The sequence below is a fragment of the Pseudomonas sp. D(2018) genome (assembly GCF_005502555.1).
Classification (GTDB): domain Bacteria; phylum Pseudomonadota; class Gammaproteobacteria; order Pseudomonadales; family Pseudomonadaceae; genus Metapseudomonas; species Metapseudomonas resinovorans.
The window spans coordinates 1-26,425 of the sequence record NZ_SCOK01000065.1; the positions used below are offsets into that span (position 1 = coordinate 1).

30 protein-coding genes, 1 tRNA gene and 1 pseudogene are annotated in these 26,425 nt (G+C 63.3%); 14 read left to right on the forward strand and 18 right to left on the reverse strand.

The window, feature by feature from the left end; translation table 11 throughout:
• Both FFS60_RS29290 and FFS60_RS25560 read right to left on the reverse strand, forming a co-directional pair.
• A partial coding sequence (locus FFS60_RS29290) for a hypothetical protein (RefSeq protein WP_177474090.1) occupies window positions 1-335 on the reverse strand: 335 nt, incomplete at its 3' end.
• Window positions 336-383: 48 nt separating this feature from the next.
• On the reverse strand, window positions 384-1,073 hold the full coding sequence (locus FFS60_RS25560) for a crotonase/enoyl-CoA hydratase family protein (RefSeq protein WP_137823566.1): 690 nt from the start codon (window positions 1,071-1,073) through the stop codon (window positions 384-386).
• 281 nt (window positions 1,074-1,354) lie between these two features.
• On the opposite strand from FFS60_RS25560, the gene FFS60_RS25565 reads away from it, so the two are divergent.
• Together FFS60_RS25565 and FFS60_RS25570 are read left to right on the forward strand one after the other, a co-directional pair.
• Window positions 1,355-1,444: transfer RNA gene (locus tag FFS60_RS25565), tRNA-Ser, on the forward strand.
• A 391-nt stretch (window positions 1,445-1,835) separates the two neighbouring features.
• A complete protein-coding gene (locus tag FFS60_RS25570; protein ID WP_137823567.1) occupies window positions 1,836-2,279 on the forward strand; it encodes a type II toxin-antitoxin system YafO family toxin in 444 nt (147 codons plus the stop codon).
• A 430-nt stretch (window positions 2,280-2,709) separates the two neighbouring features.
• Here FFS60_RS25570 and FFS60_RS29140 read toward each other — a convergent pair whose 3' ends face one another.
• Window positions 2,710-2,844, reverse strand: a complete 135-nt coding sequence (locus FFS60_RS29140; protein WP_256658153.1) for a hypothetical protein — start codon at window positions 2,842-2,844, stop codon at window positions 2,710-2,712.
• Window positions 2,845-3,080: 236 nt separating this feature from the next.
• Here FFS60_RS29140 and FFS60_RS25580 point away from each other — a divergent pair, with 236 nt between their 5' ends.
• Window positions 3,081-3,284: a hypothetical protein gene (locus FFS60_RS25580; RefSeq protein ID WP_028627248.1), complete on the forward strand. Its 204-nt coding sequence runs from the start codon at window positions 3,081-3,083 to the stop codon at window positions 3,282-3,284.
• Window positions 3,285-3,286: 2 nt separating this feature from the next.
• Here the strand turns inward: FFS60_RS25580 and FFS60_RS25585 are convergent, their stop codons facing one another.
• From FFS60_RS25585 to FFS60_RS29510, 5 genes and pseudogenes are all read right to left on the reverse strand, one after another.
• The gene (locus FFS60_RS25585) at window positions 3,287-3,952 is read right to left on the reverse strand and encodes a DUF882 domain-containing protein (RefSeq protein WP_028627249.1); all 666 of its coding nucleotides are present in this window, start codon (window positions 3,950-3,952) and stop codon (window positions 3,287-3,289) included.
• Window positions 3,953-4,055: 103 nt separating this feature from the next.
• Window positions 4,056-4,220 (reverse strand): hypothetical protein, encoded by a 165-nt coding sequence (locus FFS60_RS28790; RefSeq protein ID WP_169338767.1) that lies wholly within the window; start codon window positions 4,218-4,220, stop codon window positions 4,056-4,058.
• Between the two features lie 79 nt (window positions 4,221-4,299).
• The gene (locus tag FFS60_RS25590) at window positions 4,300-4,674 is read right to left on the reverse strand and encodes a helix-turn-helix domain-containing protein (protein WP_137823568.1); all 375 of its coding nucleotides are present in this window, start codon (window positions 4,672-4,674) and stop codon (window positions 4,300-4,302) included.
• Between the two features lie 354 nt (window positions 4,675-5,028).
• Window positions 5,029-5,913, reverse strand: a complete 885-nt coding sequence (locus FFS60_RS29505; protein ID WP_371926520.1) for a methyl-accepting chemotaxis protein — start codon at window positions 5,911-5,913, stop codon at window positions 5,029-5,031.
• Window positions 5,890-6,993, reverse strand: a pseudogene (locus FFS60_RS29510) (methyl-accepting chemotaxis protein); the annotation flags it as partial. The gene FFS60_RS29505 and the pseudogene FFS60_RS29510, both read right to left, overlap by 24 nt.
• A 276-nt stretch (window positions 6,994-7,269) precedes the next feature.
• On the opposite strand from FFS60_RS29510, the gene FFS60_RS25600 reads away from it, so the two are divergent.
• The 3 genes from FFS60_RS25600 (at window position 7,270) to efp (ending at window position 9,333) form a co-directional block, all read left to right on the forward strand.
• Window positions 7,270-7,479 (forward strand): hypothetical protein, encoded by a 210-nt coding sequence (locus tag FFS60_RS25600; protein WP_137823570.1) that lies wholly within the window; start codon window positions 7,270-7,272, stop codon window positions 7,477-7,479.
• Between the two features lie 113 nt (window positions 7,480-7,592).
• Entirely contained in the window at window positions 7,593-8,723 is a 1,131-nt protein-coding gene (gene earP, locus FFS60_RS25605; RefSeq protein ID WP_137823581.1) for an elongation factor P maturation arginine rhamnosyltransferase EarP, read from the forward strand.
• Window positions 8,724-8,766: 43 nt separating this feature from the next.
• Entirely contained in the window at window positions 8,767-9,333 is a 567-nt protein-coding gene (gene efp / locus FFS60_RS25610; RefSeq protein ID WP_028627254.1) for an elongation factor P, read from the forward strand.
• Window positions 9,334-9,395: 62 nt separating this feature from the next.
• Here the strand turns inward: efp and FFS60_RS25615 are convergent, their stop codons facing one another.
• Both FFS60_RS25615 and FFS60_RS25620 read right to left on the reverse strand, forming a co-directional pair.
• Window positions 9,396-10,415, reverse strand: a complete 1,020-nt coding sequence (locus tag FFS60_RS25615) for an alpha/beta hydrolase (RefSeq protein ID WP_137823571.1) — start codon at window positions 10,413-10,415, stop codon at window positions 9,396-9,398.
• A gap of 153 nt (window positions 10,416-10,568) precedes the next feature.
• Window positions 10,569-11,015 carry a MarR family winged helix-turn-helix transcriptional regulator gene (locus tag FFS60_RS25620; protein ID WP_028627256.1) on the reverse strand — a complete coding sequence of 149 codons (447 nt, stop codon included), beginning with the start codon at window positions 11,013-11,015 and terminating at the stop codon, window positions 10,569-10,571.
• Window positions 11,016-11,164: 149 nt separating this feature from the next.
• Between FFS60_RS25620 and FFS60_RS25625 the strand changes: the two genes are divergently transcribed.
• Window positions 11,165-11,674, forward strand: coding sequence for an RDD family protein (locus tag FFS60_RS25625; protein ID WP_028627257.1), 510 nt, complete (start codon window positions 11,165-11,167; stop codon window positions 11,672-11,674).
• Here the strand turns inward: FFS60_RS25625 and FFS60_RS25630 are convergent, their stop codons facing one another.
• Window positions 11,675-12,628: a LysR family transcriptional regulator gene (locus tag FFS60_RS25630; RefSeq protein ID WP_137823572.1), complete on the reverse strand. Its 954-nt coding sequence runs from the start codon at window positions 12,626-12,628 to the stop codon at window positions 11,675-11,677.
• Between the two features lie 103 nt (window positions 12,629-12,731).
• On the opposite strand from FFS60_RS25630, the gene FFS60_RS25635 reads away from it, so the two are divergent.
• Entirely contained in the window at window positions 12,732-13,484 is a 753-nt protein-coding gene (locus FFS60_RS25635) for a sulfite exporter TauE/SafE family protein (protein ID WP_028627259.1), read from the forward strand.
• A gap of 59 nt (window positions 13,485-13,543) precedes the next feature.
• On the opposite strand, the gene FFS60_RS25640 is transcribed toward FFS60_RS25635, so the two are convergent.
• Window positions 13,544-14,395: a LysR substrate-binding domain-containing protein gene (locus FFS60_RS25640; protein ID WP_028627260.1), complete on the reverse strand. Its 852-nt coding sequence runs from the start codon at window positions 14,393-14,395 to the stop codon at window positions 13,544-13,546.
• Window positions 14,396-14,492: 97 nt separating this feature from the next.
• Here FFS60_RS25640 and FFS60_RS25645 point away from each other — a divergent pair, with 97 nt between their 5' ends.
• The 3 genes from FFS60_RS25645 to FFS60_RS25655 all read left to right on the forward strand — a co-directional run bounded on the left by FFS60_RS25645 (window position 14,493) and on the right by FFS60_RS25655 (window position 16,551).
• The gene (locus FFS60_RS25645) at window positions 14,493-14,726 is read left to right on the forward strand and encodes a DUF1127 domain-containing protein (protein WP_137823573.1); all 234 of its coding nucleotides are present in this window, start codon (window positions 14,493-14,495) and stop codon (window positions 14,724-14,726) included.
• Window positions 14,727-14,803: 77 nt separating this feature from the next.
• Window positions 14,804-15,304 carry a DUF3291 domain-containing protein gene (locus FFS60_RS25650; protein ID WP_028627262.1) on the forward strand — a complete coding sequence of 167 codons (501 nt, stop codon included), beginning with the start codon at window positions 14,804-14,806 and terminating at the stop codon, window positions 15,302-15,304.
• A 41-nt stretch (window positions 15,305-15,345) separates the two neighbouring features.
• Window positions 15,346-16,551, forward strand: a complete 1,206-nt coding sequence (locus FFS60_RS25655; RefSeq protein ID WP_137823574.1) for a winged helix-turn-helix domain-containing protein — start codon at window positions 15,346-15,348, stop codon at window positions 16,549-16,551.
• Between the two features lie 53 nt (window positions 16,552-16,604).
• On the opposite strand, the gene FFS60_RS25660 is transcribed toward FFS60_RS25655, so the two are convergent.
• The 4 genes from FFS60_RS25660 to FFS60_RS25675 all read right to left on the reverse strand — a co-directional run bounded on the left by FFS60_RS25660 (window position 16,605) and on the right by FFS60_RS25675 (window position 20,872).
• On the reverse strand, window positions 16,605-17,954 hold the full coding sequence (locus FFS60_RS25660) for a class II 3-deoxy-7-phosphoheptulonate synthase (RefSeq protein WP_028627264.1): 1,350 nt from the start codon (window positions 17,952-17,954) through the stop codon (window positions 16,605-16,607).
• Between the two features lie 64 nt (window positions 17,955-18,018).
• On the reverse strand, window positions 18,019-18,741 hold the full coding sequence (locus tag FFS60_RS25665) for a sulfite exporter TauE/SafE family protein (RefSeq protein WP_137823575.1): 723 nt from the start codon (window positions 18,739-18,741) through the stop codon (window positions 18,019-18,021).
• Window positions 18,741-19,523 (reverse strand): SDR family NAD(P)-dependent oxidoreductase, encoded by a 783-nt coding sequence (locus FFS60_RS25670; protein ID WP_137823576.1) that lies wholly within the window; start codon window positions 19,521-19,523, stop codon window positions 18,741-18,743. Before FFS60_RS25670 ends, FFS60_RS25665 begins: the two co-directional genes overlap by 1 nt.
• 14 nt (window positions 19,524-19,537) lie before the next feature.
• A complete protein-coding gene (locus FFS60_RS25675; protein ID WP_137823577.1) occupies window positions 19,538-20,872 on the reverse strand; it encodes an NAD(P)/FAD-dependent oxidoreductase in 1,335 nt (444 codons plus the stop codon).
• A gap of 167 nt (window positions 20,873-21,039) precedes the next feature.
• Between FFS60_RS25675 and FFS60_RS25680 the strand changes: the two genes are divergently transcribed.
• On the forward strand, window positions 21,040-21,786 hold the full coding sequence (locus tag FFS60_RS25680) for a spermidine synthase (protein ID WP_137823578.1): 747 nt from the start codon (window positions 21,040-21,042) through the stop codon (window positions 21,784-21,786).
• 65 nt (window positions 21,787-21,851) lie between these two features.
• On the opposite strand, the gene FFS60_RS25685 is transcribed toward FFS60_RS25680, so the two are convergent.
• Window positions 21,852-22,643: a crotonase/enoyl-CoA hydratase family protein gene (locus tag FFS60_RS25685; protein ID WP_028627269.1), complete on the reverse strand. Its 792-nt coding sequence runs from the start codon at window positions 22,641-22,643 to the stop codon at window positions 21,852-21,854.
• Between the two features lie 369 nt (window positions 22,644-23,012).
• Between FFS60_RS25685 and FFS60_RS25690 the strand changes: the two genes are divergently transcribed.
• Window positions 23,013-24,689: a DEAD/DEAH box helicase gene (locus FFS60_RS25690; RefSeq protein ID WP_028627270.1), complete on the forward strand. Its 1,677-nt coding sequence runs from the start codon at window positions 23,013-23,015 to the stop codon at window positions 24,687-24,689.
• A gap of 78 nt (window positions 24,690-24,767) precedes the next feature.
• Here FFS60_RS25690 and FFS60_RS25695 read toward each other — a convergent pair whose 3' ends face one another.
• The gene (locus FFS60_RS25695; RefSeq protein WP_137823579.1) at window positions 24,768-25,535 is read right to left on the reverse strand and encodes a class III extradiol ring-cleavage dioxygenase; all 768 of its coding nucleotides are present in this window, start codon (window positions 25,533-25,535) and stop codon (window positions 24,768-24,770) included.
• Between the two features lie 99 nt (window positions 25,536-25,634).
• Here FFS60_RS25695 and FFS60_RS25700 point away from each other — a divergent pair, with 99 nt between their 5' ends.
• Window positions 25,635-26,291, forward strand: coding sequence for a thiopurine S-methyltransferase (locus tag FFS60_RS25700; RefSeq protein ID WP_137823580.1), 657 nt, complete (start codon window positions 25,635-25,637; stop codon window positions 26,289-26,291).
• Window positions 26,292-26,425: the final 134 nt, after the last annotated feature.

Below are 26,425 nucleotides of genomic sequence, written 5' to 3' on the forward strand. Positions count from 1 at the left end.
GCGGTAGTGGCGGTGGCCACGGCGGCAGCGGAGGTGGCCACGGCGGTAGCGGCGGTGGCCATGGCGGTAGCGGAGGTGGCCATGGCGGTAGCGGAAGCGGCCACGGTGGCGATGGCAGTGGTCACAGCGGTGACGGTGGCCACTCTGGAAATAGCGGCCCCGGTAGCGCCCATAGCGACCGCGGGGCAGACGATGGCCCCGGTCATGACGACGGCGGGCCCCATGGCGTCGGACACGGCGCGGACGACGGGCCGGGCCATGATGTCGGCGACGATCACGGCCAGCATGCGGGTGCCGAACCGGGCGATGACAACGGCGGAGCCATGTAACTCCACCCCAAAAGAGAAAGCCCCGCATCGCGGGGCTTCTTCGTGTCCGGGAGCTTAGACCAGGTGCTGTTTATCCAGCTCGATGGCCGCATCCAGGGTTTCCAGCAGCGCCTTGCGGACCTTGAGCTTGGTGTTGCGGTGGGCGGTCATGTTGATCTTCTTCAGTTGCAAGGCGGCGGCGCGGGCGGCCTCCTGCAGATGCTCGATCGGTACGACCTTGTCGAGGAATCCGGCATCCAGCGCGCCCTGCGGATCGAACATCTCGCCATTGATCACCGAACGGTGGAAGGCGGACTTGCGCAGACGATCACGTGCCAGTTCGATGCCCACGTGGTGCATGGTCATGCCGATCTGCACTTCGTTGAGGCCAATGCTGAACGGACCTTCGACGCCGATGCGGTAATCCGCGGACAGCAGGATGAAGGCTCCTTTCGCGACGGCATGACCCGGGCAGGCGACGATGACGGGGTAGGGGTGTGCCAGCATGCGGCGAGCCAGCGTGGAACCGGCAGCGACCAGGGCGACGGCGTTCTGCGGACCGGACGTCATCACTTTCAGGTCGTAGCCGCCGGAAAGGATGCCCGGCTGGCCGGTGATGACGACAATGGCCCGGTCCTGTTCGGCGCGATCCAGCGCGATGTTGAAGGCAGCGATCACATCCGGGGAGATGGCATTCACCTTGCCGTTGCTGAGGGTCAGGGTGGCAACGCCGTCTTCGAGTTGGTAGGAGATCAGCTCACTCATGGCAGGTTCCTTGTTAAGAAGTGGATCGACGTTACTCAGCGCCACCGTGGAGGTAAAGGACTGAGACTGACTGCTCGGTCAGCTCCAATTCCTGGCTCCTCGCCCCTGGTTCAAAAAGCCTCCGCTATGCTGCGACCGGCCACTTGACAGCAGAAGTGGAAATTGGCATGCGGAAGAAATTTTCATAAACGCATGAAATTTATGAAAAAAGTGTTTGCATTCCGGAAAACACTCCACTAAATTAGCGCACCTCGACGGGGCCAACGCCTCGAAGAGATTCCGGTGAGGTGTCCGAGCGGTTGAAGGAGCACGCCTGGAAAGTGTGTATACGGGAAACCGTATCGTGGGTTCGAATCCCACCCTCACCGCCACTTTCCGTACAGATAAGCCCCTGATTTCTAACGAGATCAGGGGCTTTTTCTTTGCCTGCAAAAAAAAGCGGGTGTCGAAAAAGTGTCAAGGGCACTTTCGTCCGTTGCCGGACGATCCCCTAGGGGACGTGTATAGTGAGCCCATTGCAGCCAAGGCTGCGCTTTGCTGGAAAGGGTTACTGCTATGGCGGGTCGCGCAGAAGATCGCAACGGTGGAAGGGGTTTCGTCTCTCGGGACAAGCAGACCGGCCGCTTTGTGCGCGTTGTTGCCAAGAAGAAGGCAGTGAAATCCCAATCCGCACCGGTTCAGCACCTTTCCGACAGCGAATCACGCGAACTGTCAGACGTCTTCGTCGAGCTACTGACCTCGCGATAAGGCTTCCGGTCAAGGATGACGAAGCCAAGGATCGACAGATCTCCCGTATTCGACGCAGCCTGGACAAGATCAGACCAGCGACTTCGCTCCTTCCTAGATTCCCTCGTCGATGCGTTCGCCACCTATGTTCAGCAGGGCGACCATGATCATTTTGGCCGCGACGAACCTCGGGAGTGGCCTTCCAGTGCTCGTGCAGCAGCGCTCAAACACATCCATATCATTCCTGTCGACCCTGACCTGAATCCCCGATTCTTCAAGAGTTGGAAGTTGAAGCAGCCGTTTCGGCGTACCTCTGACCGGATGCTGATCTATGTTAAGGACGACAGGGGTAATTACTGCTTGCTCGCCTATCTACATGACGATGCACATACTCTGCTGAACAAGGCATCCCTTGTGGGGCAACTGGCCGATCTGGCAGAAGAGTGGTTTTGGCAGAACGAATCTTTCCCAATGAGCTGATTGACCCTCGTTCAGAGAATGCTTGTCCTGGGCAGGAATGGCCAATTACCGTGAAAGACAGAGCCCGTCCAGGATGCGCACGAACTACGTTCTAAGCGACTACGAAAACGTCCAGGTCAAGTCCGTGGAGTTGCTGCGCGCCGGAGCGTCTCCATGCAATGTGTAAAGCGCCCGTGACGAGCCAAGTGGGCCTTCCGCGTCTTCTCCAGCTCGGCACTGATGGGAATGGTACGGGTGCGCTTTGACCCTGATTTCTAACGAGATCAGGGGCTTTTTGTTTGTCTGCGAGAAAACCAGGGAGGCACCCTGGTGCGGACCTTCTTGGGCTGTCCCCTAGGCGTTGCGGCCTCCTGGATACAGCCCGGTGATTCCTGGTGCCACGGCGGTAAAAGGGCCGCGTGGGTCGAAGCCAGCGGCGCGGTGGCATCGATCAGTTGTGGTAGCCCGCCTTGAACAGGCCATCGAGAAATGTGTAACCCACGACGTAGATGGTTTTGCCGGTGTCCATGGCAAGTGCTTCGGGGGTTCGTTGGAGCTTGATGGCGACGTTCTTGGCGATCTCCATGGGCGCCACTTTCGCGTAGCAGACCTTGTCCGTATCACGGTCAATCCTGTAGCGCTGCGCGCAGTGGTACTCGCGGCCAGACGATTTAAGCCCGACCTCAACATCCTCGACCGGAGTGGAGGGCACGATCCGGACGTACTCGGCTTGAGGTTCCCTCCAGACTTCGGTGGTCTGGCGGCTCCACTGTCTCGGCGCTATAGTCCGCGACCTTTCGATTCCCCTTACGGCACAGTGCTATGGACGACGATCTCGACCTCCACGAACCCGAGCATGATCACCTGCTGGACAACGACGATGACCTGGATGACGAGTTCTTCGACGACGAGGAAATCGATCCGCTCGGTGCGTCGGATGGCGAGTGCGATTACTGCGGCGAGTTGACCGGCAGGACGGACCGGCGCGGCCAGTTCGTGTGCGGCGATTGCGCTGATTTCGACTGAGATCAGGCGAAGTTTTCGCCCTGGTCCAGCACGGCCAGGGCCCATTCCTCTTGCCCTGGCTCTACCAGTTCGGCGACGCGCCAGCTTCTGACGCGACCAACGTCGACGTGGATGAAGCCTTTCGAGGGATAGAAGCCCACGCCACCGGCACCGATGCCGCGAACCAGTTTGCCCAGTCGTTCGATACTGACGCCGGGGATGCAGATGTCGGCGGCCATGCCGCGGATGTGCAGGGAGTGGCGGGCAGCGCCTTCCAGAGTGGCGTTGTGCTGCGGGGTGCGATATCCGCTGTTGACCAGGATACGGGTGGGCAACTGGTTGATGCGCAGCCAGGCCTGGATGAGGAAGAGTAGGTCCAGCAATTTGACGTTGACCTTCACCGTACTCCGGTATTTCACGTCCCGCAGGATGCGGCAGCCCTGGCGATAGCCTTCCAGATCCCAGCCCTTGCCCTTGCGGAAGTAGCAGAAGGTGACGACTTCGCCGGAGGCTGGGCGTTCCAGGCGCAGGTGGCGATCGCGGTTGAGCAGGCGGGCATGGAGGTGTCGGGGCCGCAGTGTCACGTCGATCCGCGTGGCCAGGGCATCGCCCATGGCCAGGGCGGCGCCGAGGGCGGCGAAGGCCGTGAGCACGTGGCGTCTGGACATTCCGGGAGAGGAAGCAGCCATGGGCGACCGCTCGCTGGGAGGCCGGGGTTTTCGACTATACACCTGGCCGCTGACGATGCAGAAGATTCATCAAGAGCCCTGCGACCGCATGGCTCCCTGCAGTTCAGCGGTGGCCTTTCCTGTGACCGTCCCGGTCTTTGTCATCGTGTCCGTGGCGGCCGTCCCAGCCTCCACGGTGATGGTCGTCATCGAAGTGATGGATGATGCAGCCGCTGCTGCTGGCGAGTATGACGGCCAGCAAGGCGATCTTCATTACGTTGGCAAGCATGGGCGGTACTTCACGATGCACGGGGATCGGACACCCCATGTCCATGAGACAGGTAGCCGGTGCAAAGGGTCGACTCGAATCAGTCGTCGGACTTTTCCAGGCGACGGGCGATCTGTTCCAACAGGATCAGATCCTGCTCGACCAGGCGACCTTCGTTGGCGGCAAGCGTGAGCCGCTCCAGCACCTGGCGTGAGCGTGGGCTGAGGGGCTGTGCGGGGCCGTAGCGGCCATCTTTGGATTCGGCAATCTGCATGACGGAATTGAGCAGGTCGTTGAGCGATACCTCCAGCGCCTTGGCGATTCGCCTGAGGTCTTCGAACGAGGGCTCGCGGGTATCCCGCTCGTAATTGCCGATACGGGACTGTGATTCCCACCCGCACTCGTTGGCCAGGGCCTGCTGTGAGAGTCCTTTCAGCTTTCTGTAGTGCGCAATGCGCGATCCAAGCGTGTTCATGCCGCGAATCTTAATGACGGAATGAATCGTCCTTGGCTCACTTATCGTGTTTGCATGGTGTGCGAAACGTGTTTATGGTAGGCCGCAATCCACGAATTGCCAAGGTCACTCAAGGATGATGAGGAAAGCTCGCAGGGTCGCGAGGCGGTCACCACCAGGGACCTTGCCGCTCGGCAGCACAGCGTGCCGAGGATGCGATAGGCCCGCAGCCGCATGTCGCGATGCGGCGCGGCCGGCCTCGCCAACGGGCTGCCGGTGGAGGTTGGGGCCCTGGGCAACCGGACCCCCTGTTGAAGCCGCTGTACTGTCTCTGGTTGCCCCCTGTCCGCGCGAGCGGACAGGGGGCTTTTGCATTCAGGCCAGACGAAAGCGGCCGACTTCGGTTTGCAACTCTGTGCCGAGTCGGGCGAGGTCCACGCTGGCGACCGAGGTCTCTTCAGTCGCAGCAGCGGATTGCTCGGCTACGTCCCGGATGCTGGTGACGCTGCGATTGATCTCTTCCGCCACGGCGCTCTGCTGCTCGGCAGCAGTCGCGATCTGCTGGTTGAGTTGCTGGATGTTGGACACCGAAGTGTTGATCGCCAGCAGGGCGTTGCCGGCTTCCTTGGCGGCTTCTACGGTCTGGCCGGCCTGGGTGCGGCTGCGGCCCATCATGTCCACTGCGCCCTGGGCGCCGTCCTGCAGTGTGCTGACCAGTTGCTCGATCTGGGTGGTCGATTCCTGGGTGCGGCGGGCGAGGGCGCGTACTTCGTCGGCCACCACGGCGAAGCCGCGTCCGGCGTCTCCGGCCCGGGCCGCTTCGATAGCGGCATTGAGTGCGAGCAGGTTGGTCTGTTCGGCGATGCTCTTGATCACATCGAGCACCGTACCGATGTTGGTGCTGTCGTGCTTGAGCCGCTCGATGGCACCTGCGGATTGCTCGATGGCATGTGCCAGGTTCTCGATGCGTTCGATGGCCTGCTGGACGACGAGGGTGCCATGCTGCGCCTGGCGATCGGCGTGGCCGGCAGAATCGGCTGCGGATTCGGCGTTGCGGGCGACGTCCTGGACGGTGGTGACCATCTGGTGCATGGCCGTGGCCACTTGCTCGGTTTCCATCTTTTGCTGGGTGACGCCAGCGCTGGTCTGCTCGGTCACGGCAGACATCTCTTCGGCGGCGGTGGCCAGTTGTTCGATGCCGCTGCTGAGGCGCTTGAGCAGGCTGCGCAGGCTCTCGGTCATGTCCTGCATGGCTTGCATCAACTGACCCAGCTCATCCTTGCGGTCGCTGCGGATATCCGAGGTCAGATCACCGGCCGCGACCTTGCGTGCCTGGCTAACCGCCTGGCGCAGGGGCACCACGATCAGTTGGGCGATCAGCAGGGCCGATAGCAGCCCCACCACAAAGCCGATGGCGGCCGCGGTAACCAGGATGGTCTTGGCTTGGTGGGCGTCGGCTTCCAGCAACTGCATCTGCATGTTCAGTGCATCGGTGGAGGAGTCGGAAATGCCCGAAGCACGGGTATTGAGTTCGGTTTCAGAGTTGGCATGGAGCTGGATGCTCTGGCGCAGGTTGGCGAATTCGCTGCGGTAGCGCTCGATCTGCTTGCGTGCCGCATCAAGGTCCTCGCGGGCGCTCGGCTCGCTGATCCTGCCGGCCAGTTCATTGGCCCGGCTGTCGAGGGCATCGAACAGGGCATTGAGCTTGCCGGCGTACTGGTCGTCGCCACGCATGACGAAGTCCTTTTCATGGCGCCGCGCGGTGAGCACATCCTTGGCCATGCCGGAGGCGTGGGTCGCGCTTTCCAGGGCGCGAATGCCATTTTCGTCGCCGCTCAGGCGGATCTGTTGCAAGGCCGCTTCAGTGAGGCGCTGTTCCAGTTCATCGAACTGCTTGAGCGCCTCACGGGCGGCCTGCTCCATGTTCTGTTGGGCGCTGCGCTTGTTTTTCTCCATATCCGCAAGGCCGGTCAGCTTCTGCTGGTACTGGCCGAGATCCGCCTGGATCTGCTTCATCAGGTCGATGGTCCTGGGGATGGTCATCACCTTCAGGGTGCTGTCGGCGATGCCCTGAATCTCCCCGATAAGCTGCAATGCACTGCTGATGGCCTGCTCGTCACTGCGAATGATGAAGTCCTTCTCGTGCTGGCGCACCTGATAGAGCTTGGTATCGATGTCGTTGACCCGTAGCAGGATGTCGAAGCGGTGCAGGGCGCCTTCCAGTGCGCGCCAACTGGTCCAGGCCACGAGCAGGGTGATGGCGAGTACCAGGCCGAATCCGGTCAGCAGCTTCTGGCGAACGCTGAGGTCATTGAAGAAACGCTTGATCGAGCTGTTCATGGCAAGCGCCTTGCGCTGAGCTGGCAAGGGGCGGCGCACAGGGCGGACAAAGAGGTGGGGCAGGCGAGGGCGAGCATGGATTGACGTCCTGTCGAAGGGAATGATTCATGACCAATGGCCATGAGCCATCAATCTAGACGCACCAATTCGGTGCTGTCCAGTCTGCGCACAGGCGCCCAATTGCTGATATGGATAGCCACTATTGAGGCAACTGATTTCTATTGGTCCGGCCCGCCCCATAGTCTTTGCAGCATGTGAAGCGAAGGAGGTGAGGCCATGTCCCACGTCGATGTCATGTCCCTGGTCGGTACAGCGGTTCCGGAAACGCTCCGGGCTGATGGTCATATAGCCTGCTGGTTCGTGGTGGTGGACGGCGTGATGCGTTCCGGCCCCTTCACCTCCCGCGAGGCCGCCGGCGCCAGCAAGGCAATCTGGCACCTGGAACTGGCCCGCCGCCAGCACAGCCTGCACGCGCTGCTGGCCTGAGGCTCCACGCAATCCTTTTTCGGCACCATGCTCCCTTGGCCCGCCTTTATGGCGGGCATTTTGTTTGTGCGCCCGGTGTCTTGGTTAAACTGCGGTTTTCTGCTGGAAGCCGCATCGTGAAGTGGGACATTTTCTGCAGCGTCGTCGACAACTTTGGCGATATCGGCGTGACCTGGCGCCTGGCGCGCCAATTGGTGGCCGAGCATGGCCAAGTGGTGCGCCTCTGGGTGGATGAGCCGGCGGTTTTCGCGCCGCTCTGTCCCCAGGCCGATCCCGAGGCGGAAAGCCAGTGGCAGCAGGGCGTGGAAATTCGCCACTGGCAGCGCGACTGGCAACCGGCGGAGCCAGCGGATGTGGTGATCGAAGCCTTCGCGTGCCAGCTGCCTGAGCCCTACCTGGAAGCAATGGCCGCCAGGGCGAATGCGCCCCGTTGGCTGAATCTGGAGTACCTCAGCGCCGAAGACTGGGTGGCCGGTTGCCACGGGCTGCCGTCTTTCCAGCCCAACGGATTGCAGAAGGTCTTCTATTTCCCTGGATTTTTCGATGGCACCGGGGGCTTGCTGCGGGAGGCTGCCCTGATGGAGCACCGCCAGGCCTTCCAGGCCGACCCGCAGGCGCGCCGGGCTTTCCTCGAAACGCTGGGCGTGGAACTGGAGGAGGACGCACTGCTGATTTCGCTCTTTGCCTACGAGAACGCCAGTCTGGCCGGGTGGATGGACGCGTTGGCGGCAAGCCCTCGACCGGTGCAATTGCTGGTCCCCGTTGGTCGGGTGCTGGCGGACCTGGCTCGTTGGCTGGGGGAGGATAGGGTGAGCGCGGGCAGCCGTTTCCGTCGGGGCCAACTGGTGATCCAGGTCCTGCCTTTCGTCAGCCAGGACGATTACGACCGGATTCTCTGGTCCTGCGATCTCAATGCGGTGCGCGGCGAGGATTCCTTTGTCCGTGCCCAATGGGCCGCGCGTCCGCTGATCTGGCATATCTACAAGCAGGACGAGGATGCCCATTGGGACAAACTGGAGGCGTTTCTCGGCCTCTATTGCCAGGGCTTGTCGCCGGCCGCGGCTACCGCGCTGACCGAAGCCTGGCGCGCCTGGAACCGAGGCGAAGGCATGGGCGAGGCCTGGAACACGCTGTCGACGCACTGGCCGGAGATCGCGCAGCATGCCGAGCGCTGGTGCGTCCAACAGGCCGCGCGCACTGATCTCGCGACGGGTCTGGTGCAGTTTTGTACAAATTCGCTATGATACGCGGCCTGTTTTTTGTCACTCATCCACATCGGATATTCGTATGAAAACCGCTCAAGAGTTCCGCGCCGGCCAAGTCGCCAACATCAATGGCGCTCCCTGGGTCATCCAAAAGGCCGAGTTCAACAAATCCGGCCGTAACAGCGCAGTCGTCAAGATGAAGCTGAAGAACCTGCTGACCGGCGCCGGCACCGAGACCGTATTCAAGGCCGACGACAAGCTGGAGCCGGTCATCCTCGAACGCAAGGAAGTGACCTACTCCTACTTCGCGGACCCGCTGTACGTGTTCATGGACCCCGAGTTCAACCAGTACGAGATCGAAAAGGCCGACCTGGAAGGCGTGCTGACCTTCATCGAAGACGGTATGACCGACGTCTGTGAAGCCGTGTTCTACAACGATCGCGTGATCTCCGTCGAACTGCCGACCACCATCGTTCGCCAGATCGCCTACACCGAGCCGTCCGTCCGTGGCGACACTTCCGGCAAGGTCATGAAGACCGCTCGCCTGAACAACGGTGCCGAGCTGCAAGTATCCGCCTTCTGCGAAATCGGTGATTCCATCGAAATCGATACCCGCACTGGCGAGTACAAGTCCCGCGTCAAGGCCTGAGCCTTTTAGCGAGACAGGAAAAAGCCCGCGAAAGCGGGCTTTTTCGTTTCTGCTGCCAGTTCTTACTTCAGGTGTTCCTTGATCGCCTCGCCGGCTTGCTGCATCGCGGCGCGGGTGCCCGGGACCTTGGCCAGCACGTTGAGCAGGCCGAAGTCGTGGATCATGCCGTTGTAGCGCACGGAAGTGACTTCCACGCCAGCGGCGTCCAGCTTGCGGGCGTAGGCTTCGCCTTCATCACGCAGTACATCGAACTCCGCGGTCTGTACCAGGGCCGGCGGCAGGCCTTTCAGTTGCTCGGTCGAGGCCTGCAGCGGCGAGGCGTAGATCTCGGCGCGCTGGCGCGGGTCGGTGGTGTAGCTGTCCCAGAACCACTTCATCATGTTGCGGGTGAGGAAGTGGCCGTTCTCGAACTGGTTGTAGGATGCGTTGTTGAAGCTTGCGTCCGTGACTGGCCACAGCAGGGCCTGGAAGCGGATCTTCGGCGTGCCCTTATCCTTGGCCATCAGGCTGACGACTGCGGCCATGTTGCCGCCCACGCTGTTGCCGGCCACCGCCAGACGGTTGCCATCCACACCGATTTCCTTGCCGTGCTCTGCCACCCACTTGGTGGCGGCGTAAGCCTGGTTGATCGCGGTCGGGTACTTGGCTTCGGGGGAGGGCGTGTAGTTCACATAAACCGCCACGGCGCCGGAGTTGGCCACCAGGTCACGGATCAGGCGTTCGTGGGTCGGGTAATCCCCCAGCACCCAGCCACCGCCGTGGAAGAACATGAACACCGGCAGGGTGCCTTTAGCGCCGGCTGGGCGGACGATGGTGAGGTCGATCTTCTGGCCATCGGCTTCGATGGTCTTCTGGCTGACATCGGCCTTCGGCAGTTCCAGTTTCACGCTGGCCTGGGCGCCCACCAGTACCGCACGCGCATCCTTGGGTGCCAAGGTTTCCAGGGGCTGGCCGCCACCTGCCGCCAGGGCTTCGAGGAAGGCCTGGGTGTTGCGTTCCACGCCCGGGCTGCCGGCAGCGAAGGCATGGCTGACGGAGAGGGCGAGCAGGCTGCCGGCAACGAGGGTGCTTATCGATTTCATGGTGGGTTCCTCTATCTGTCGTTTGCTTTGATGTCTAAAAGTTTGCGCGCTAAGTAAGTGCGTGAGGTGGAAATTAAACGCGATTTAGTTAGCGCGCAAGATATTTGTTGGAGAATTTTGGAATATTGACCTGAAGATTCAGGAATAAGGCCGTTAGACGGCCTTTCCCAGGCTGCTGCGCAGCGACACCAGTTCGTCCTTGAGGCTACCCAACTGCTCGGTGGAGCGTTCGGAAGCGGCGATGATACAGGCGGGTACGGTCTTGGCTTTCTCTTGCAGGGCTCGACCCTGTTCGGTGAGGCGCAACTCGACTACGCGTTCATCCTTGCTGCTGCGCGTGCGGGTGATCAGTCCTTCGGCTTCCAGGCGCTTGAGCAGCGGGGTCAGGGAGCCGGGATCGGTGAGCAGGCGATTGCTGATTTCTCCCACGGTGATGCCGTCGCCTTCCCAGAGCACCATCATGGCGAGGTACTGTGGATAGGTCAGGCCCAGCTCCTGGAGCAGGGGTTTGTACACCTTGGTCATCATCAGGGAGGTGGAATAGAGGGCGAAGCAGAGCTGGTTGTCGAGCAGCAGTTCCTTGCAGGGAGGCGTAGACATGGCGGGTCTCCAGAGACGGTGATGGCGACCAATTTAGCGCGCAAGCCTTTCGTGGGCAAAATTCATTCTTTCCATCGCTGACCGTGCGTCCTTGCAATGCCTTCATCAGGCGCCACAATTTCCCGGTCAATCTCTGCAAGGACTGCATCATGGACAACCTGCAAAATCCCTATCAGGTGCCTCAGGCGGAACTCACGGTCAGCAGTGTCGCCGAGCCCTTGCTCGCCTCGCGCTGGACGCGCTTGGGTGCCGCGTTGATCGATGGTCTGATCATGAGCGTGGTGACCGTACCTGTGGCGTACTTCTCCGGGACCTTCGCGGCCGCCCAGCAAGGCATCGAGCCGAGTCTGGGCCAACAACTGCTGAGCCTGGTGGTTGGCGTGGCAGTCTTCCTGTTGGTCAACGGCCACTTTCTCAAGACCTACGGCCAGACCCTCGGCAAGCGGCTGCTGAAGATTGCCATCGTCGACCTCAATGGCCAGGTGCCGGAACTGGGCAGCCTGTTGCTCAAGCGTTACCTGGTCTGGTGGTTGCTCGCGTATGTCCCGATCGTCGGCATGTTTCTGGTGCTGGTGGATTACCTGTTCATTTTCCGCGCAGACCGTCGCTGCCTGCATGATCGGCTGGCAGCCACCCGCGTGGTGCAATTGCCACGCTGATCAGGCCCAGCCCAGGCCGCCCAGGGCGAGGTCCCAGGGCGGTACCGGGCCGAAGCGATTCTTCAGGAATTCCAGCATCAATCGGCTTCTCGAGCTGGCTTCTCCTTCCAGGCGCAAGGCGTAGATGCCGCTGGGCTCCGGCGCCGGCAGGCCGTTTTCGCAGAACAGCGGTACCAGTTCTCCGCGCACCAGATGTTCGCTGATCAGCCAGGTCGGCAAGTGGGCGATACCGAGCCCCGCCGCGGCGCTGAAGAGCAGCGCTTCGGCGTTGTTCGCGGCCAAGCGCATGCGTCCCGGACGGATATGCTGCAACTTGCCATCTACCTCGAAGCGCCAGGCATAGGGCGGTGCCAGGGCATCCCAATCGAGGCCGTCATGCTCGGGTAGTTCGCGCGGGTCACGGGGAATGCCGCGCCGCCGCAGGTATTCCGGGCTGGCGCAGAGTATCCGCACCAAGGGCGCCAGCGGTGTGGCCACCCGGCGGCTATCGGCCAGGGGACCGATGCGCAGCACCAGGTCCACCTGACCGAGGTTTTCGCCCTGCATGTCGATGAAGCTGTCGATCAGCCGCAACTGCACGTCGAGCCCGGGATAGGCGGTGAGAAATTCGGCAATGGCTGGCGCCAGGTGGCGGCGGCCGAACGGGGCGGGCGCATCGATGCGAATCAAGCCCTCGGGCACGCTGCTCAGGGACACCGCCTCGGCGCGAGCCAGGCGTAGTTCTGCCAACACCCGCTTTGCTCGTTCGGCAAAGGCCAGGCCGGCGGGAGTGGCCTTCACCGCATGGGTGCTACGCACGAAAAGACTGCTGCCCAAGGCGCGCTCCAGGGCGTCGATGCGCCGTGCTACGGCCGAGGGCGTGAGCGGGTGGCGCCGGGCCGCGGCGGAAAAGCTGCCAGCCTCCAGTACGTCCAGGAAAAGGGCCAGTTGTTCGGTGAGGGCATCTGGGTTCATTCGGATTGCCTATGCGAAATGCGCAAAGCCATTGTGCGTCGCTGTGCGTTTCCGTGGCAACGACGCGGGCGTAGCATCCGCTTCCATCTGATAGGGAGGCGCCATGGATCTCTGGGCTTTTGCTTTGAATATCGTGCTGGGCGCGCTGCTCGGCACCCTGGGTGGGCTTTTCGGCATCGGCGGCGGGCTGATCGCCATTCCCGCCCTGGGCGTACTCTTCGGCCTCGACCAGCAACTCGCCCAGGGCACGGCCCTGGTGATGGTGGTGCCCAACGTGTTGCTGGCGTTATGGCGCTATCACCAGCGCAACCGCATCGATCCTCGCTACGCCATGCTGCTGGCGGCGACCAGCGTTGGTTTCGCCTGGTTGGCTTCGCTGTTCGCAGTGGGGGTAGACGCCGAGCGCATGCGCTTGGCCTTCGTTGGTTTCCTGCTGGCCTTGGCGGCCTACAACTTTGCGCGTATGTTCATGGCCAAGACTCAGGCGAGCGCAGAGTTGCGCCAGCCTTGGCCCTGGCTGGGGTTGCTGGGCGGCGTAGCGGGTGCGGCCGGTGGCCTGTTCGGGGTGGGGGGCGCGGTGATCGCCACGCCGGTTCTGACCAGTGTATTTGGCACCAGCCAGGTAGTGGCCCAAGGGCTTTCCCTGGCGCTGGCTGCGCCCAGCACTGCGGTGACCCTGGTCACCTACGGCCTGCACGATCATGTGAACTGGGCCATGGGTTTGCCGCTGGCGATGGGCGGCCTGCTCAGCATCAGTTGGGGCGTGCGCCTGGCCCATGCTTTGCCGGAGCGGGTCCTGCGTTCGCTGTTCTGCGCTTTCTTGCTGCTGTGTGCAGGGATGCTTGCGTTGAGCTGAGTCTTGGCCGATGGAAAGCCGCTTCGGGGTTTCCATCGGCACTGACGGCACCTTTGGCGTCAGATTCGGAAGCCTTCGATGATGTGTTCGGCCAGGGTCTCGGTCACCGGCGACTGATGGCGCTCGTTGCGCAGCAGCATGATGTTGCACAGGGGTAGTTGGGGCAGGCCTTCCGCTTCGCCGAGAATGCGCATCTCGGGGGGAATCAGGCTTTGCAGTTGCGCGGTCACGGCCAGGCCGGCACTGACTACCGCCATGAGGGCCGACAGGCTCGGGCTGGTGTAGGCGACACGGTATTCACGGCCCATGGCGTCGAGGGCGTTGCAGGCCCAGGCGCGGCAAAAGCAGTCGCTGTTGAACATGGCCAGGGGCAGGGGCGTCTGCTCATGAGGGCTGAAGCCGATGGCCTCGGCCCAGACGAAACGTTCCTGGCGCAGGAATTCACCGATATCGTCCCCGGGCTTGCGGGTGACGATGGAAAGGTCCAGGTCCTGGCGCTGTAGCAACTGGGAGGTGGACTCGCAATGCACTTCCACCTGCACCAGCGGATAAGCCTGGGCGAAGCGCGAAAGGATGCCCGGCAGGAAGCGCATCACGTAGTCATCCGGTGTGCCGATGCGCACCGAGCCGACCATATGCGGCTGGCGCAGGGTGTTCATCACCTCGCCGTGGAGCTTGAGGATGCGCCGCGCATAACCCAGCAGGATCTGCCCTTCGGCAGTGAGCCTGACCTGGCGGCCATCGCGCTCGAACACCGTGCGTTGCAGTACATCTTCTTCCAACCGCTTCATCTGCATGCTCACGGCCGACTGGGTACGGTTGACCATTTCCGCTGCGCGGGTGAAGCCGCCGTAATCGGCGATGGCGACGAAGGTACGCAGCAATTCGGTATCGATGGCAGGGTAGTTCATTCATCAAATCCTGAGATGCAAGGCATAAGAAACATTCGTTGGATTGATCATAGGCCCGAGTGGAAACTGGCGCCATCCCCACTGGGAGGGCACCAAGATGAAAGGTCAACACGGCTTTATCGGTACGTCGCAACATGCTCGTTTCGAGCCTCATCGGGAAAGCTGGCTCGCCGCTGCCTGCCATAAGGTCAGACGCTGGGAGCAACTGGCATATGAGCGTGAACAGCTATCACGGATGAGCGACGACATGCTCAAGGACATCGGGCTGTCCCGCGCCGATGTGATGGAAGAAAGCGAGCGTCACTTCTGGGAAGACCCACTGAAGAAGTGAAACACAGAGGCGGCCCGCCACCGGTGAAGCGCAGGGCGGGCCGCAATCTATACGGATGGACTCAACGGAACAAACCCATGTCGAATACCCACGAACTCGCCCAATTGAACATCGCCACGATGAAGGCGCCTCTGGATTCTCCGGTCATGGCTGATTTCGTCGCCAACCTGGAACCGGTAAACGCCCTGGCCGACCGTGCGCCGGGCTTCGTCTGGCGGATGCAGGACGAGGAGGGCGATGCCACTGCAATCCGGCCCTTCGGTCCTGAGGTGCTGGTCAATCTCTCGGTTTGGCGCGATGTGGCCAGCCTTACTGATTTCGTCTACCGCTCCGCTCATGTCGAGATGCTGCGCCGGCGCAAGGAGTGGTTCGAACGGGTTTCCAGCGCGCATCAGGTGCTCTGGTGGGTGCCAAAGGGGCATAGACCCGATGTCCACGAGGCCGCTCAACGCCTGGCACAGTTGCGTGACGCTGGCCCCACGCCGGAAGCCTTCACCTTCCGCCAGACCTTTCTCGCCCCGGATCAGTCCGTACCCTTTGCTCCCTTCGAGTTGGAGCGCGAAAGCCAGGCAGGCTGATGCTACTGTGAAGCGTTGTTCCCCTACCGGCACGGAGCCCTATGACCCTGAGCCTTTCCCTTCCCGAAGCCCGTCGCCTGGCCCTGGTGGCACAGGGTTTCGCTCGTGCGCCGCGCGGCGCCATTCGTCATCGGCAACTGCGGGCACAACTGGACGCGCTTGGGGTGGTGCAGATTGACTCGGTGAACGCCTTGGTGCGCTCTCATTACCTGCCAGCCTTTTCCCGCCTGGGACACTATGACCGTGAGCTGCTGGACGACCTGGCCTGGGGCAAGCCCCGGCGCCGGGCGTTGTTCGAGTACTGGGGCCATGAGGCCTCGCTGTTGCCGCTGGAGCTCTATCCGCTGATGCGTTGGCGCATGCGCCGGGCGGCCAGGGGGCAGGGCATCTATCAGCAACTGGCGCGCTTTGGCTTCGAGCAACAGGAGGTGATCCAGCGCGTGCTGCAGGCGGTGCGTGAGCAAGGTGCGTTGGGCGCCGGTGCGCTGAGTACCCGTGAGGAGCGCGCCGGGCCCTGGTGGGACTGGAGCGCGGAAAAGCACGCGATGGAATGGCTGTTCGCTGCCGGAGAAGTGACGGTGGCCGGGCGTCGAGGTTTCGAGCGCCTCTACGACTTGCCGGAGCGAGTGATTCCCGCCGACATCCTGAACCGGCCGGAAATGCCTGAAGCCGATGCCCAGCGCCAGTTACTGCTGCGTGCCGCCCAGGCGATCGGCGTGGCCACCGAGCGTGACCTGCGCGACTACTACCGTCTGGAGACCAGCGACAGCCAGGCTCGGCTGGCCGAACTGGTGGAGGAGGGCGAGCTGCATCAGGCCCGGGTCGATGGCTGGAAGCAGCCCGCCTACTGCCTGGGTGAACCCAAGGTGCCTCGCAAGGTCAGGGCCAGCACGCTGCTGTCGCCCTTCGATTCGCTGATCTGGGAGCGGGCGCGTACCGAGCGCCTGTTCGACTTCCGCTACCGCCTGGAAATCTACACACCGCAGCACAAGCGCCAGTATGGCTATTACGTGTTGCCGTTCCTGCATGACGAGCGCCTGGCCGCGCGTGTCGACCTGCGCGCCGAGCGCGCCCAGGACCGCCTGGCGGTGCATGCCCTGCACGAGGAAGAACACGGCCTCAGTGAGGCCGGCATGCAGGCATTGGCAGACAATCTGCAGGAAATGGCGAGGTGGCTGGGGCTCGGCGAGGTGGCAGTGACTTGCCGCCGGCCGGGAACGATGCGGCTGCAGGCGCGCCTGGCGTGATCTCTTTCCTGTTGGGGGCGAATGAATTGGCCCCCAACAGGAAAAGCGCAGTCCTAGCGGCGTATCTGCTTCAGCGTCTCGGCGATCAGGAAGGCCAGTTCCAGGGACTGGTCGGCGTTCAGGCGCGGGTCGCAGTGGGTGTGGTAGCGGTCGGAGAGGCCGTCTTCGGTGATGGGGCGGGCACCGCCGATGCATTCGGTGACGTTCTGTCCGGTCATTTCGATGTGGATGCCGCCGGCGTGGCTGCCTTCGGCCTGGTGCACATCGAAGAACTGCTTCACCTCGCCGAGGATGCTGGCGAAGTCGCGGGTCTTGTAGCCGCTGGAGGCCTTGATGGTGTTGCCGTGCATCGGGTCGGAGCTCCACAGCACTTTGCGGCCTTCACGTTCGACGGTGCGGATCAGGCGCGGCAGGTGCTCGCCGACCTTTTCTGCGCCCATGCGCACGATCAGGTTGAGGCGGCCGGGGTCGTTGTCCGGGTTGAGGATGTCGATCAGGCGGATCAGCTCCTCGCTGTCCATGCTCGGCCCGACCTTGACCCCGATGGGGTTGCCGACGCCACGCAAGAACTCCACATGGGCCCCATCCAGCTGGCGGGTGCGGTCGCCGATCCAGAGCATGTGCGCGGAGCAGTCGTACCAGCTGCCGGTGAGGCTGTCGCGGCGCACAAAGGCTTGTTCGTAGTTCAGCAGCAGGGCTTCGTGGGCGGTAAAGAAGCTGGCTTCGCGCAGTTGCGGCGCGCTGTCCAGGCCGCAGGCACGCATGAACGCCAGGGACTCGTCGATGCGACCCGCCAGTTGGCTGTACTTTTCGGTCAGTGCCGAGTTGGCGATGAAGTCGAGGTTCCACTGATGCACTTGGTGCACGTCGGCGAAACCGCCCTGGGCGAAGGCGCGCAGCAGGTTGAGGGTGGCGGTGGCCTGGTGGTAGGCCTGCAGCAGGCGTTCCGGGTCCGGTATGCGGCTGGCGGCGTCGAAGCCGATGCCGTTGACGATGTCGCCCCGGTAGGCGGGCAGGGTGATGTCGCCCTGGGTTTCGTTGCCGGAGGAGCGCGGCTTGGCGAACTGGCCAGCCATGCGGCCCACCTTCACCACCGGGCAACCGGCGGCGAAGGTCATGACGATGGCCATTTGCAGCAGCACCTTGAAGGTGTCGCGGATCTTCGCGGCGGAGAACTCGGCGAAACTTTCCGCACAATCGCCGCCCTGGAGCAGGAAGGCGCGGCCTTCGGTGACCTCGGCGAACTGCCGGCGCAGCTCGCGCGCTTCGCCAGCGAACACCAGCGGCGGGTAGCTTGCCAGCGTCTGCTCGACATGTGCCAGCTTGGCGGCGTCCGGGTACTCGGGCTGTTGCTGGATGGGTTTGTCCCTCCAGCTTTCAGGGCTCCATTCTTGGCTGCTCATCAGGGTCTCGATACGGCTGCTTGCGGTAGATGAGCCATGGTAACCGAAAGGCCCGAAAGCAGCGCTAGGCGCGGTAGCAGAGCAACGCGCCGCAGAGGCAGAGCAGCAGGTGGATGGCGGTGCGGAAATGCCTTTCGGCCAGGCGTTTGTGCAGATACTCCCCGGCCGCCACGCCGAGGATGAGCAACGGCGCATAGGTTGCGACTCGGGGCAGCGCCGGGGCCAGGCTGCCGTCCAGCAGGAACGCCAGGGTGAGCAGGCTGTTCAGGCCGAACCAGACGCACAGCAGCGTGGCGCGCAGCCGCGTCTTGTCCAGCTTGGTGCCGGCCAGGGCATGCACCAGTAGCGGCCCGCCCGAGGCGAACAGGCCATGGCTGATGCCCGCAGCGCCGGTTTGCAGCCGTGTCATCCAGGACGGTGAATGGCCCCGTGGCCGGCTGCGCAGCAGTTCGCGCAGGGCGAACCAGAGGATCAGCACGCCAAAACCCAGTTTCATCGCGCCGTCTTCCAGCCAGGGCCGCAGGCCATAGCCGACCAGCGTGCCGATGAGCATGCCGGGCAGGACGGTCCCCAGCAGCAGGCGCCACTGCACCAGGTGTCGATGGCGCCAGGCGAGAAAGCCGCTCATGAGGATGTTCAGCGGTACCAGCACAGGCAGCAGATCATGGATCGGCAGCAGCAGGGCGCCCAGCGACAGGGCGACGATGGTGCTGCCGAAGCCGGTGATGGCTTCCAGTGTGTAGGCCAGGAGAATGAACCCACCCAATGCCAGCCAGGCGGTTTCCATCACCCCAGGTCCCCGGCGAAGCGTCGGCTCATCTGCCGGTGGTAGAAGGCCGGTGCCAACCGCCACAACAGGCTGGCGAGCCAACTGCCGCGATCAGGGAACAGCCTCTGGTCGCGGCGGTCGACGGCCTTGAGGATTTCGCCAGCCATCCAGTCGGCGCGGCGTACCTTGCCGATGGTCGAGCGCGCGTGTTGTGCCGGGCGTCCGTCGCCGCCGAGGGCGTTGCGCTCGATGGGGGTATCGAGAAAGCTCGGATAAACCATCAGCAGGCCCACGCCGTCACGGGCGATTTCCGCGCGCAGCACTTCGAAGGCCTGGGTCAGGGCGCTCTTGGCGGCGCAGTAACCCGCGCGTCCGAGCACCGGCATCCAGCCCGCCATCGAGCCGATGGCAACCACCTGGCCACCGCTTTCGCGCAGCAGTGGCAGGGTGGCCAGGGTCAGTTCCAGCGGCGCGTGGTAGTCCACCGCCATCACCCGGCGCAGCACCTGCGGCTCGGTGCGTAGGGTGGGTGAGCGGTGGGTGATGCCAGCGTTGTTGATCAACAGGTCGAGGCGGCCGAAGCGCAGGCGGCACGCTTCGACGAGTTGCCTATGGACGCCACCGTCCGTGATGTCGCCCGCTATGCCGAGGACTCGCTCGTCGCCCAGTTCGGCGACCCGTACGGCCAGGCCGCTGGCGTCCAGGTCGGTCAGCAGCAGGGTGTCGCCGCGTGCGTGGCTGGCGCGCGCCAACTCCCAGCCGAGGCCGCTGGCGGCGCCGGTGATCAGGACCACTGCCATCATTTGTCTCCGCGTCAGGCCATACCGTGGGCAGTCATGACTTCGCCACCGGAGGCCAGCTCCTTGCGCAGCTCGGCGCTGTGCCGGGCAACGCTCGCGCGGTAGCTGTCCTTGTGTACGTAGTAGGCCATGCGTTCGAGTTCCAGGTACTGGTAGCCGCCGTCCAGGCGCAGGGCGGCGCGTTCGCGCTTGAGTCGCTGGAAGGATCTGGCCGCCGGGCTGCCGGCCTGGTGCTGGCGAATGTACAGGGCGACCAGTTCGGCCTGTTCGGCGCGGCCCTGCCAACCCAGGCCCGAGGCTTCGACCATGCCCATCATGAAGAGGTCGTCGTACTCGGGATGGAAAATGTTCAGGTAAAGCTGCGGGGCGCCAGCGCGTTCAGGCCAGTTCAGCTCGCTGCGTTCGATGAAGGGGTAGTCCAGCTTGTAGCCGGTGGCCTGCAGGATCAGGTCGTACTCGGCCTGACGCCCGTCGCTGAAGGTCACGCGGCGACCGTCTACGCCGGTGATGTCCGGGCGCGGCTTGATATCGCCATGGCCGAGGTGATGCAGGACCAGGGAGTTCACCACCGGATGGGATTCGTACAGCTTGTAATCCGGGTCCGGCAGGCCGTAGTCGGAGGGTTTGCCGATCAGTGCGCGCACCAGTGCGGCATCCAGGCGCTGTTTGAACGGTCGCGGCAGGCGGATGGCACCGCCGAAGGTGTCGATGGGGCGGCCCAGCAGGAACTTGGGCAGGAAGTAATAGCCGCGGCGTACCGAGAGGTCCACCGAGCGGGCGCGGTGCACGGCGTCTACGGCGATGTCGCATGCCGAGTTGCCGCAACCCACCAGCAGGACGCGCTTGCCTTCGAAGATCGCCGGGGAACGGTAGTCCGCCGAATGCAGCAGTTCACCCTCGAACTGGCCGGGCAGGTTAGGACGATTGGGTTTGTGCAAGGTGCCGTTGGCGATGAGTACGCCGTCGAACTGCCATTCGCGGGTCTGGCCGTTCTGCTCGCTGGTCAGCTTCCAGCCCTTGGCCTGGCGCTCCAGGCTGACTACGCGGGTATTGAACTGGTAATGCGAGTCGAGACCGAAATGCCGGGCGTAGTCGCGGAAGTAGCGGCGCATCTCGCTGTGGTGCGGATAGGGCGCCACCTCGCTGGCCATGGGGAACTCGCTGAACTCGGTGGTGTGCTTGGAGGAGATCAGGTGCGCGGAGTCGTACATGGTGCTGTGGGGATTGTCGATGTCCCAGAGTCCGCCCACATTGTCGTGCAGCTCGAAGCCGACGAAGGGAATACCGTACTTCTGCAACTGGCGGGCGCTGCACAGGCCCATGGGGCCGGCGCCGATGATGGCGTACATGCTGGGTTCGACCTCTGCGCTGTTATTCTTGTGCGGTTTTCGCCCCCTGGGGCGCGCGGTCTGGATTATGCCGGGAGCATGGGCTCCGGCTTCAATGGCAATAGGCGCCGGTGTAGCGCCGGGTTGGTGCGAATTGTCAGCGCCGGCCTTGAAGGAGTGATGACTTGATGTCCGAGGAGCGCCTGCTCGCGGAAGTGCATGATGATTTCGGCGTGATCCGCGTCTACGAGGTCGGTCCCTACCGCATCCTCGAGTTTGGTGAGGCGGTCGAGCAGAGCTGCGTCTTCACCGCCGATCCCGCCTGGCTGGAGTACGACTACACCCGTGCCATGCTGCTTGGGGCGCTGTGCCATCCGGCGCCGGAGAACGCACTGTTCCTCGGCCTGGGTGCCGGCACCCTGACCCAGGCCTGCCTGAAATTCCTGCCGCTGGAAGATGTGGAAGTGATCGAGCTGCGTCCGGACGTACCGCGCCTGGCGATGGAGTACCTGGGGCTGACCGATGACCCGCGCCTCTACGTACGCATCGGCGATGCACTGGAGCTGCTGGGTAGTACTGAGCCTGCCGACCTGATCTTCGTCGACCTCTACACCGACCAGGGGCCAGGCGTTGGTCACCTGGCCTGGAATTTCCTGGGGGCCTGCCAGAAACGCCTCAGTCCCGGAGGCTGGCTGGTAATCAACCAGTGGGCCGCGGAAGACGGCAAGCCGCTTGGCGCAGCCCTGCTGCGCGGACTCTTCCATCGTCATTACTGGGAGTGCCCGGTGAAGGAGGGCAACGTGGTGCTCTTCGTGCCCGCCGACCTGGACCAGGTGCTGGATCGTGAGGCCCTCAAGGCCAAGGCTGATACCCTGGCGCCAAGCCTGGGCTATTCGCTGCAGTCGCTGCTGGACGTGGTGCGGCCGGCGAGTTGAGCGCTTGCGTGGGCGGGGTGACAACGCCGTAGGGGCGAAAGAGCGCGCCCCTGCGGCGGAACCGGCTATTTCCCCTTGAAGTGCCCATCCCGCCTTTCCAGCATCGCCCGCAGACCTTCCTTTGCATCCTCGGTATTCAGTAGTTGCTGCGCCATGGCAGGAAGGGCTGCGGCGGCGGCCTTTTCCCCCTCATCCAGCGTCTGGTGGGCGGAAGCCAGGGTGGCCCTGATCCCCAGGGGCGCCTGGGCGGCTACCCGTTCCGCCAGCCAGATGGCCCGTGGCAGCAAGTCCTCACTGGCCAGAACCTCCTGGACCAGGCCCAGGCGATACGCCTCGTGGGCATCGAATTCGTCTCCGGTGAGCAGCCAGCGCATGGCGTTGCCCCAGCCGGCTATCTGGTGCAGGCGGAGGGTGGCCCCGGCAAAGGGGAAAATGCCCCGCTGCACTTCCATCTGGGCGAACCGGGTGTTGCTGGCGCAGAGATTGATGTCGGCCGCCAGCATCAGTTCGATGCCGATGGTGTAGCAGTAGCCTTGCACCGCGACCATCAGCGGCTTGGTCAGGCGTGGGCCGCCGAAGGTGCCCCAGGGGTCGATGGCGCCTGTCGGTAGCTGCCAGCCCTGCCTGAAGGTGTCACCGACACTGGCCAGGTCCAGCCCGGCGGTGAAGTTTTCGCCGTGGGCAAAGATCAGCGCGCAGCGCACATTGTCGTCCCGTTCGTACTCGCCCAGGGCCAGTACCAGGTCGTCCAGCATCGCCTGGTCGAAGGCATTGCGTTTGGACGTTCGATCAAGGCCGATCAGCATGATATGGCCGTGCTTTTCACGGCTGACGCAGCCGGCAGAGCTGGTGGACATGGATGGCTTTCCTTCGTGGGAATGGCGGGTGGGCACGTGGGATATAGACCCGCGCTGCAGGCTTGTCCATAGGCTTGCGCCGTCTGGCGGGGAGGAAGAAAAGGTGTCGAAAAAGCTGCACGCGTGCCAGAAATTTCCTGTATGATGCGCGCCGGCCAACTGACGGCCCCGATCAAGTACTGCGTTTTCCCCGAGGCGCTTTGCCTTCGGCTGCAAGTCCGCCGTGCGGACTACCCTTGACGTTTCATCCATTCCCAATAAAGCGATCACGCAAATTCTCTACCAGGCTGCCAGGGTGACCCACAAGGTCCTTCACGGCATGTGCAGCCATGGAACAAGGGTCTTTGCGGATGCACACGAGGCAGACCCATGACCCAGGAACTCGGCACTTTCGCCGCGCTCGGCATTCATCCCAATGTACTGGCCGCAATTACTGCGGTTGGCTATGAAGAGCCGTCCCCCATCCAGGCCCAATCGATTCCGGTGATCCTCGCCGGTCACGACATGATTGGCCAGGCCCAGACCGGTACCGGCAAGACTGCAGCCTTCGCGCTGCCGATCCTGTCGCGCATCGATCCGGCCAAACGAGAGCCGCAGGCGCTGATCCTGGCACCGACCCGCGAGCTCGCACTGCAAGTCGCCACCGCTTTTGAAACCTACGCCAAGCAGATGCCCGGCCTGAACGTGGTCGCCGTCTACGGCGGCGCGCCCATGGGTCCGCAGCTCAAGGCCCTGCGCCAGGGTGCCCAGGTGATCGTGGCTACCCCCGGCCGTCTGTGCGACCACCTGCGTCGCGACGACAAAGTGCTCGCTACCGTGCAGCAGCTGGTGCTCGACGAAGCGGACGAAATGCTCAAGCTCGGCTTCATGGATGACCTCGAAGTGATCTTCGAAGCGCTCCCGGAAAGCCGCCAGAGCGTGCTGTTCTCCGCGACCTTGCCGCCGTCGATCCGTTCGATCGCCGAGCGTCACCTGAGGAACCCGCAGCACGTCAAGATCGCCGCCAAGACCCAGACCGTCGCGCGCATCGAGCAGGCTCACCTGATGGTCCATGCTGACCAGAAGACTGCTGCTGTGCTGCGTCTGCTGGAAGTCGAGGAATTCGACGCGCTGATCGCTTTCGTGCGTACCAAGCAGGCCACCCTGGACCTGGCCAGCGCGCTGGAGGCCAAGGGCTACAAGGCCGCAGCACTGAACGGCGACATCGCCCAGAACCAGCGCGAGCGCGTCATCGAGTCCCTGAAGGATGGCCGTCTGGACATCGTGGTCGCCACCGACGTGGCCGCCCGTGGTATCGACGTGCCGCGCATCACCCACGTATTCAACGTGGACATGCCGTACGACCCGGAATCCTACGTGCACCGTATCGGCCGTACCGGTCGTGCCGGCCGCGATGGCCGCGCGCTGCTGTTGGTCACCCCGCGTGAGCGTCGCATGCTGCAAGTGATCGAGCGTGTGACCGGCCAGAAGGTGGCCGAGGTGCGCCTGCCCAACGCCCAGCAAGTGCTGGACGCACGCATCAAGAAGCTGACTAACAGCCTCAGCCCGCTGGTGGCGGACGCCGATGCCAAGTACGGCGATCTGCTGGACCGCCTGGTTACCGACATCGGTTGCACTCCGCGTGCCCTGGCTGCCGCACTGCTGCAGCGCGCCACCAATGGCCAGGCGCTGAACCTGGCCGACGTGGAGCGTGAGCAGCCGCTGGTGCCGAGCGCCCAGCCCCGCGAGCGTCGTGAGCGTGACGGCGGTGAGCGCAGTGAGCGTGGTGAATACCGCGAGCGCCGTGCGCCCATGCCGCTGGCAGAAGGCCGCGTACGCTGCCGCACTGCCCTGGGTACCCGCGACGGCATTGCCGCCAAGAACCTGCTGGGCGCCATCCTCAATGAGGGCGGTATTGCTCGAGAGGCCATCGGTCGCATCCAGATCCGCGAAACCTTCAGTCTGATCGAGCTGCCGGAAGAGGGCCTCGAGCGTCTGCTGGGCAAGCTGAAGGACACGCGTGTGGCGGGTAAGCAGCTTAAGCTGCGTCGCTATCGCGAAGACTGATACACCCGGTAAATGAAAAAGCCTCGCATTGCGAGGCTTTTTTGTGTCCGGTCGATGGGTAGTCTCTGTCGTTGCTGCTCAATCGAAGCGGTAGATATCCATCCCCAGCGCCCCCAGGGTGAATCCTCTGTGCACCAGGCTGAAATGTTCGCCGGCGCCTCGGGCGAAATAGAGCGGTAGCAGGTGTTCGTCCCGTGGGTGATTGCGCGCGGCATGGGGGGCCTGGCGGCGGTAGTCGTGTAGAGCGGCTTCGTCGTTGGCCTCAAGACGCTCCACCATCCAGTCGCGAAACTCCTTGGCCCAGGGCGTGACGACTTCCGGACCGGCATGCCAGTCCAGTTCGCCCAGGTTGTGGGTGATACTGCCGGAGCCGACCAGCAAGACGCCATGTTGGCGCAGGCCGGACAGAGCCTGGCCGACGAGAGTCTGGAAGGCCGGGCCGAGTCGACTGGGAAGGGATAATTGAATCACGGGTACATCGGCCTGCGGATACATCAACGACAGCGGTACCCAGGTGCCGTGATCAAAAGGGCGTTCCGGGTCGATGCCTGCGGGAAGGCCGGCCTCGGTCAGTAGTCCAGCGATTTTCTCCGCCAGTTCGGGCGCGCCGGGCGCCGGGTACTGCACGGCGTAGAGTGGTGGCGGGAACCCATGGAAGTCGTGCCAGGTTTCCGGGTGTGCGTTACCGCTGAGCAGCAACTGGCTGCTTTCCCAGTGTGCAGAAACCACCAGGATCGCTTGGGGGCGTGGCAGTGCCTCGGCCAGGGCCTTGAGCGCGGGGCCGCTTTCGCCGGGCTCAAGGGCGAGCATGGGGGAGCCGTGGGAGATGTAAAGGCTGGGTAGCATTTCGGATTTCCTCCGGTAGGATTCCGGCATCATCCGGGCTGGATATATCGACTTCCAGCATAAATTATTGGGCTATTTGATCGAATTGATGGAGGAATCATGGACGAGCAATTCTGGCAGGCGCGCTGGTCGCAGAACCAGATCGGCTTCCACCAGCGCGAAGTGAATTCTTATCTGGAGCGTTACTGGCCGCGCCTCGGACTGCCGCAGGGGTGCCAGGTGCTGGTGCCGCTCTGTGGCAAGACCCTGGATCTGGTCTGGTTGGCAGGGCAGGGCCATCGGGTGCTGGGCGTGGAACTGGCCGAGCGTGCGGTGGAGGATTTCTTCGCCGAGCAGGGGTTGGTGCCCGAGGTGTCGCAACAGGGCGTGCTGCGCCGCTACAGCGCGGGTGCCATCGAGATTCTTCAGGGCGATTTCTTCGCCGTCACCCATGCTGATGTCGCCCAGTGCCAGGCGCTTTACGATCGCGCTGCACTGATCGCACTGCCGCCTGCCATGCGTGATGACTACGTGGCTCATCTGCAAAGCATCCTGCCGGCCTGCTGCGAAGGGCTGATGGTCACGCTGGACTACGAGCAGGCGCGCCTGGAAGGGCCGCCGTTCTCGGTGCCCGAAGCCGAAGTGCGCCGGCATTTGGAGGCCGGCTGGGAGGTGGACATGCTTGAGCGCTGCGACGTACTGGAGAAAAACTGGAAGTTCGCCTCTCGCGGGCTGGATAGTCTGCATGAACCGGTGTTTCGCCTGAAGCGGCGCTGAGAGGTATTCGTCTGCGGCAGGGTGCGGATTCCACGCCATTCGGACACTCAGCCCACACTGATCCGGACACCTGTTCCACGCTCATTCGGACAGGCAGTCGGAGCGCAGCGACGCAGGGCTGGCATTGTTAGTCT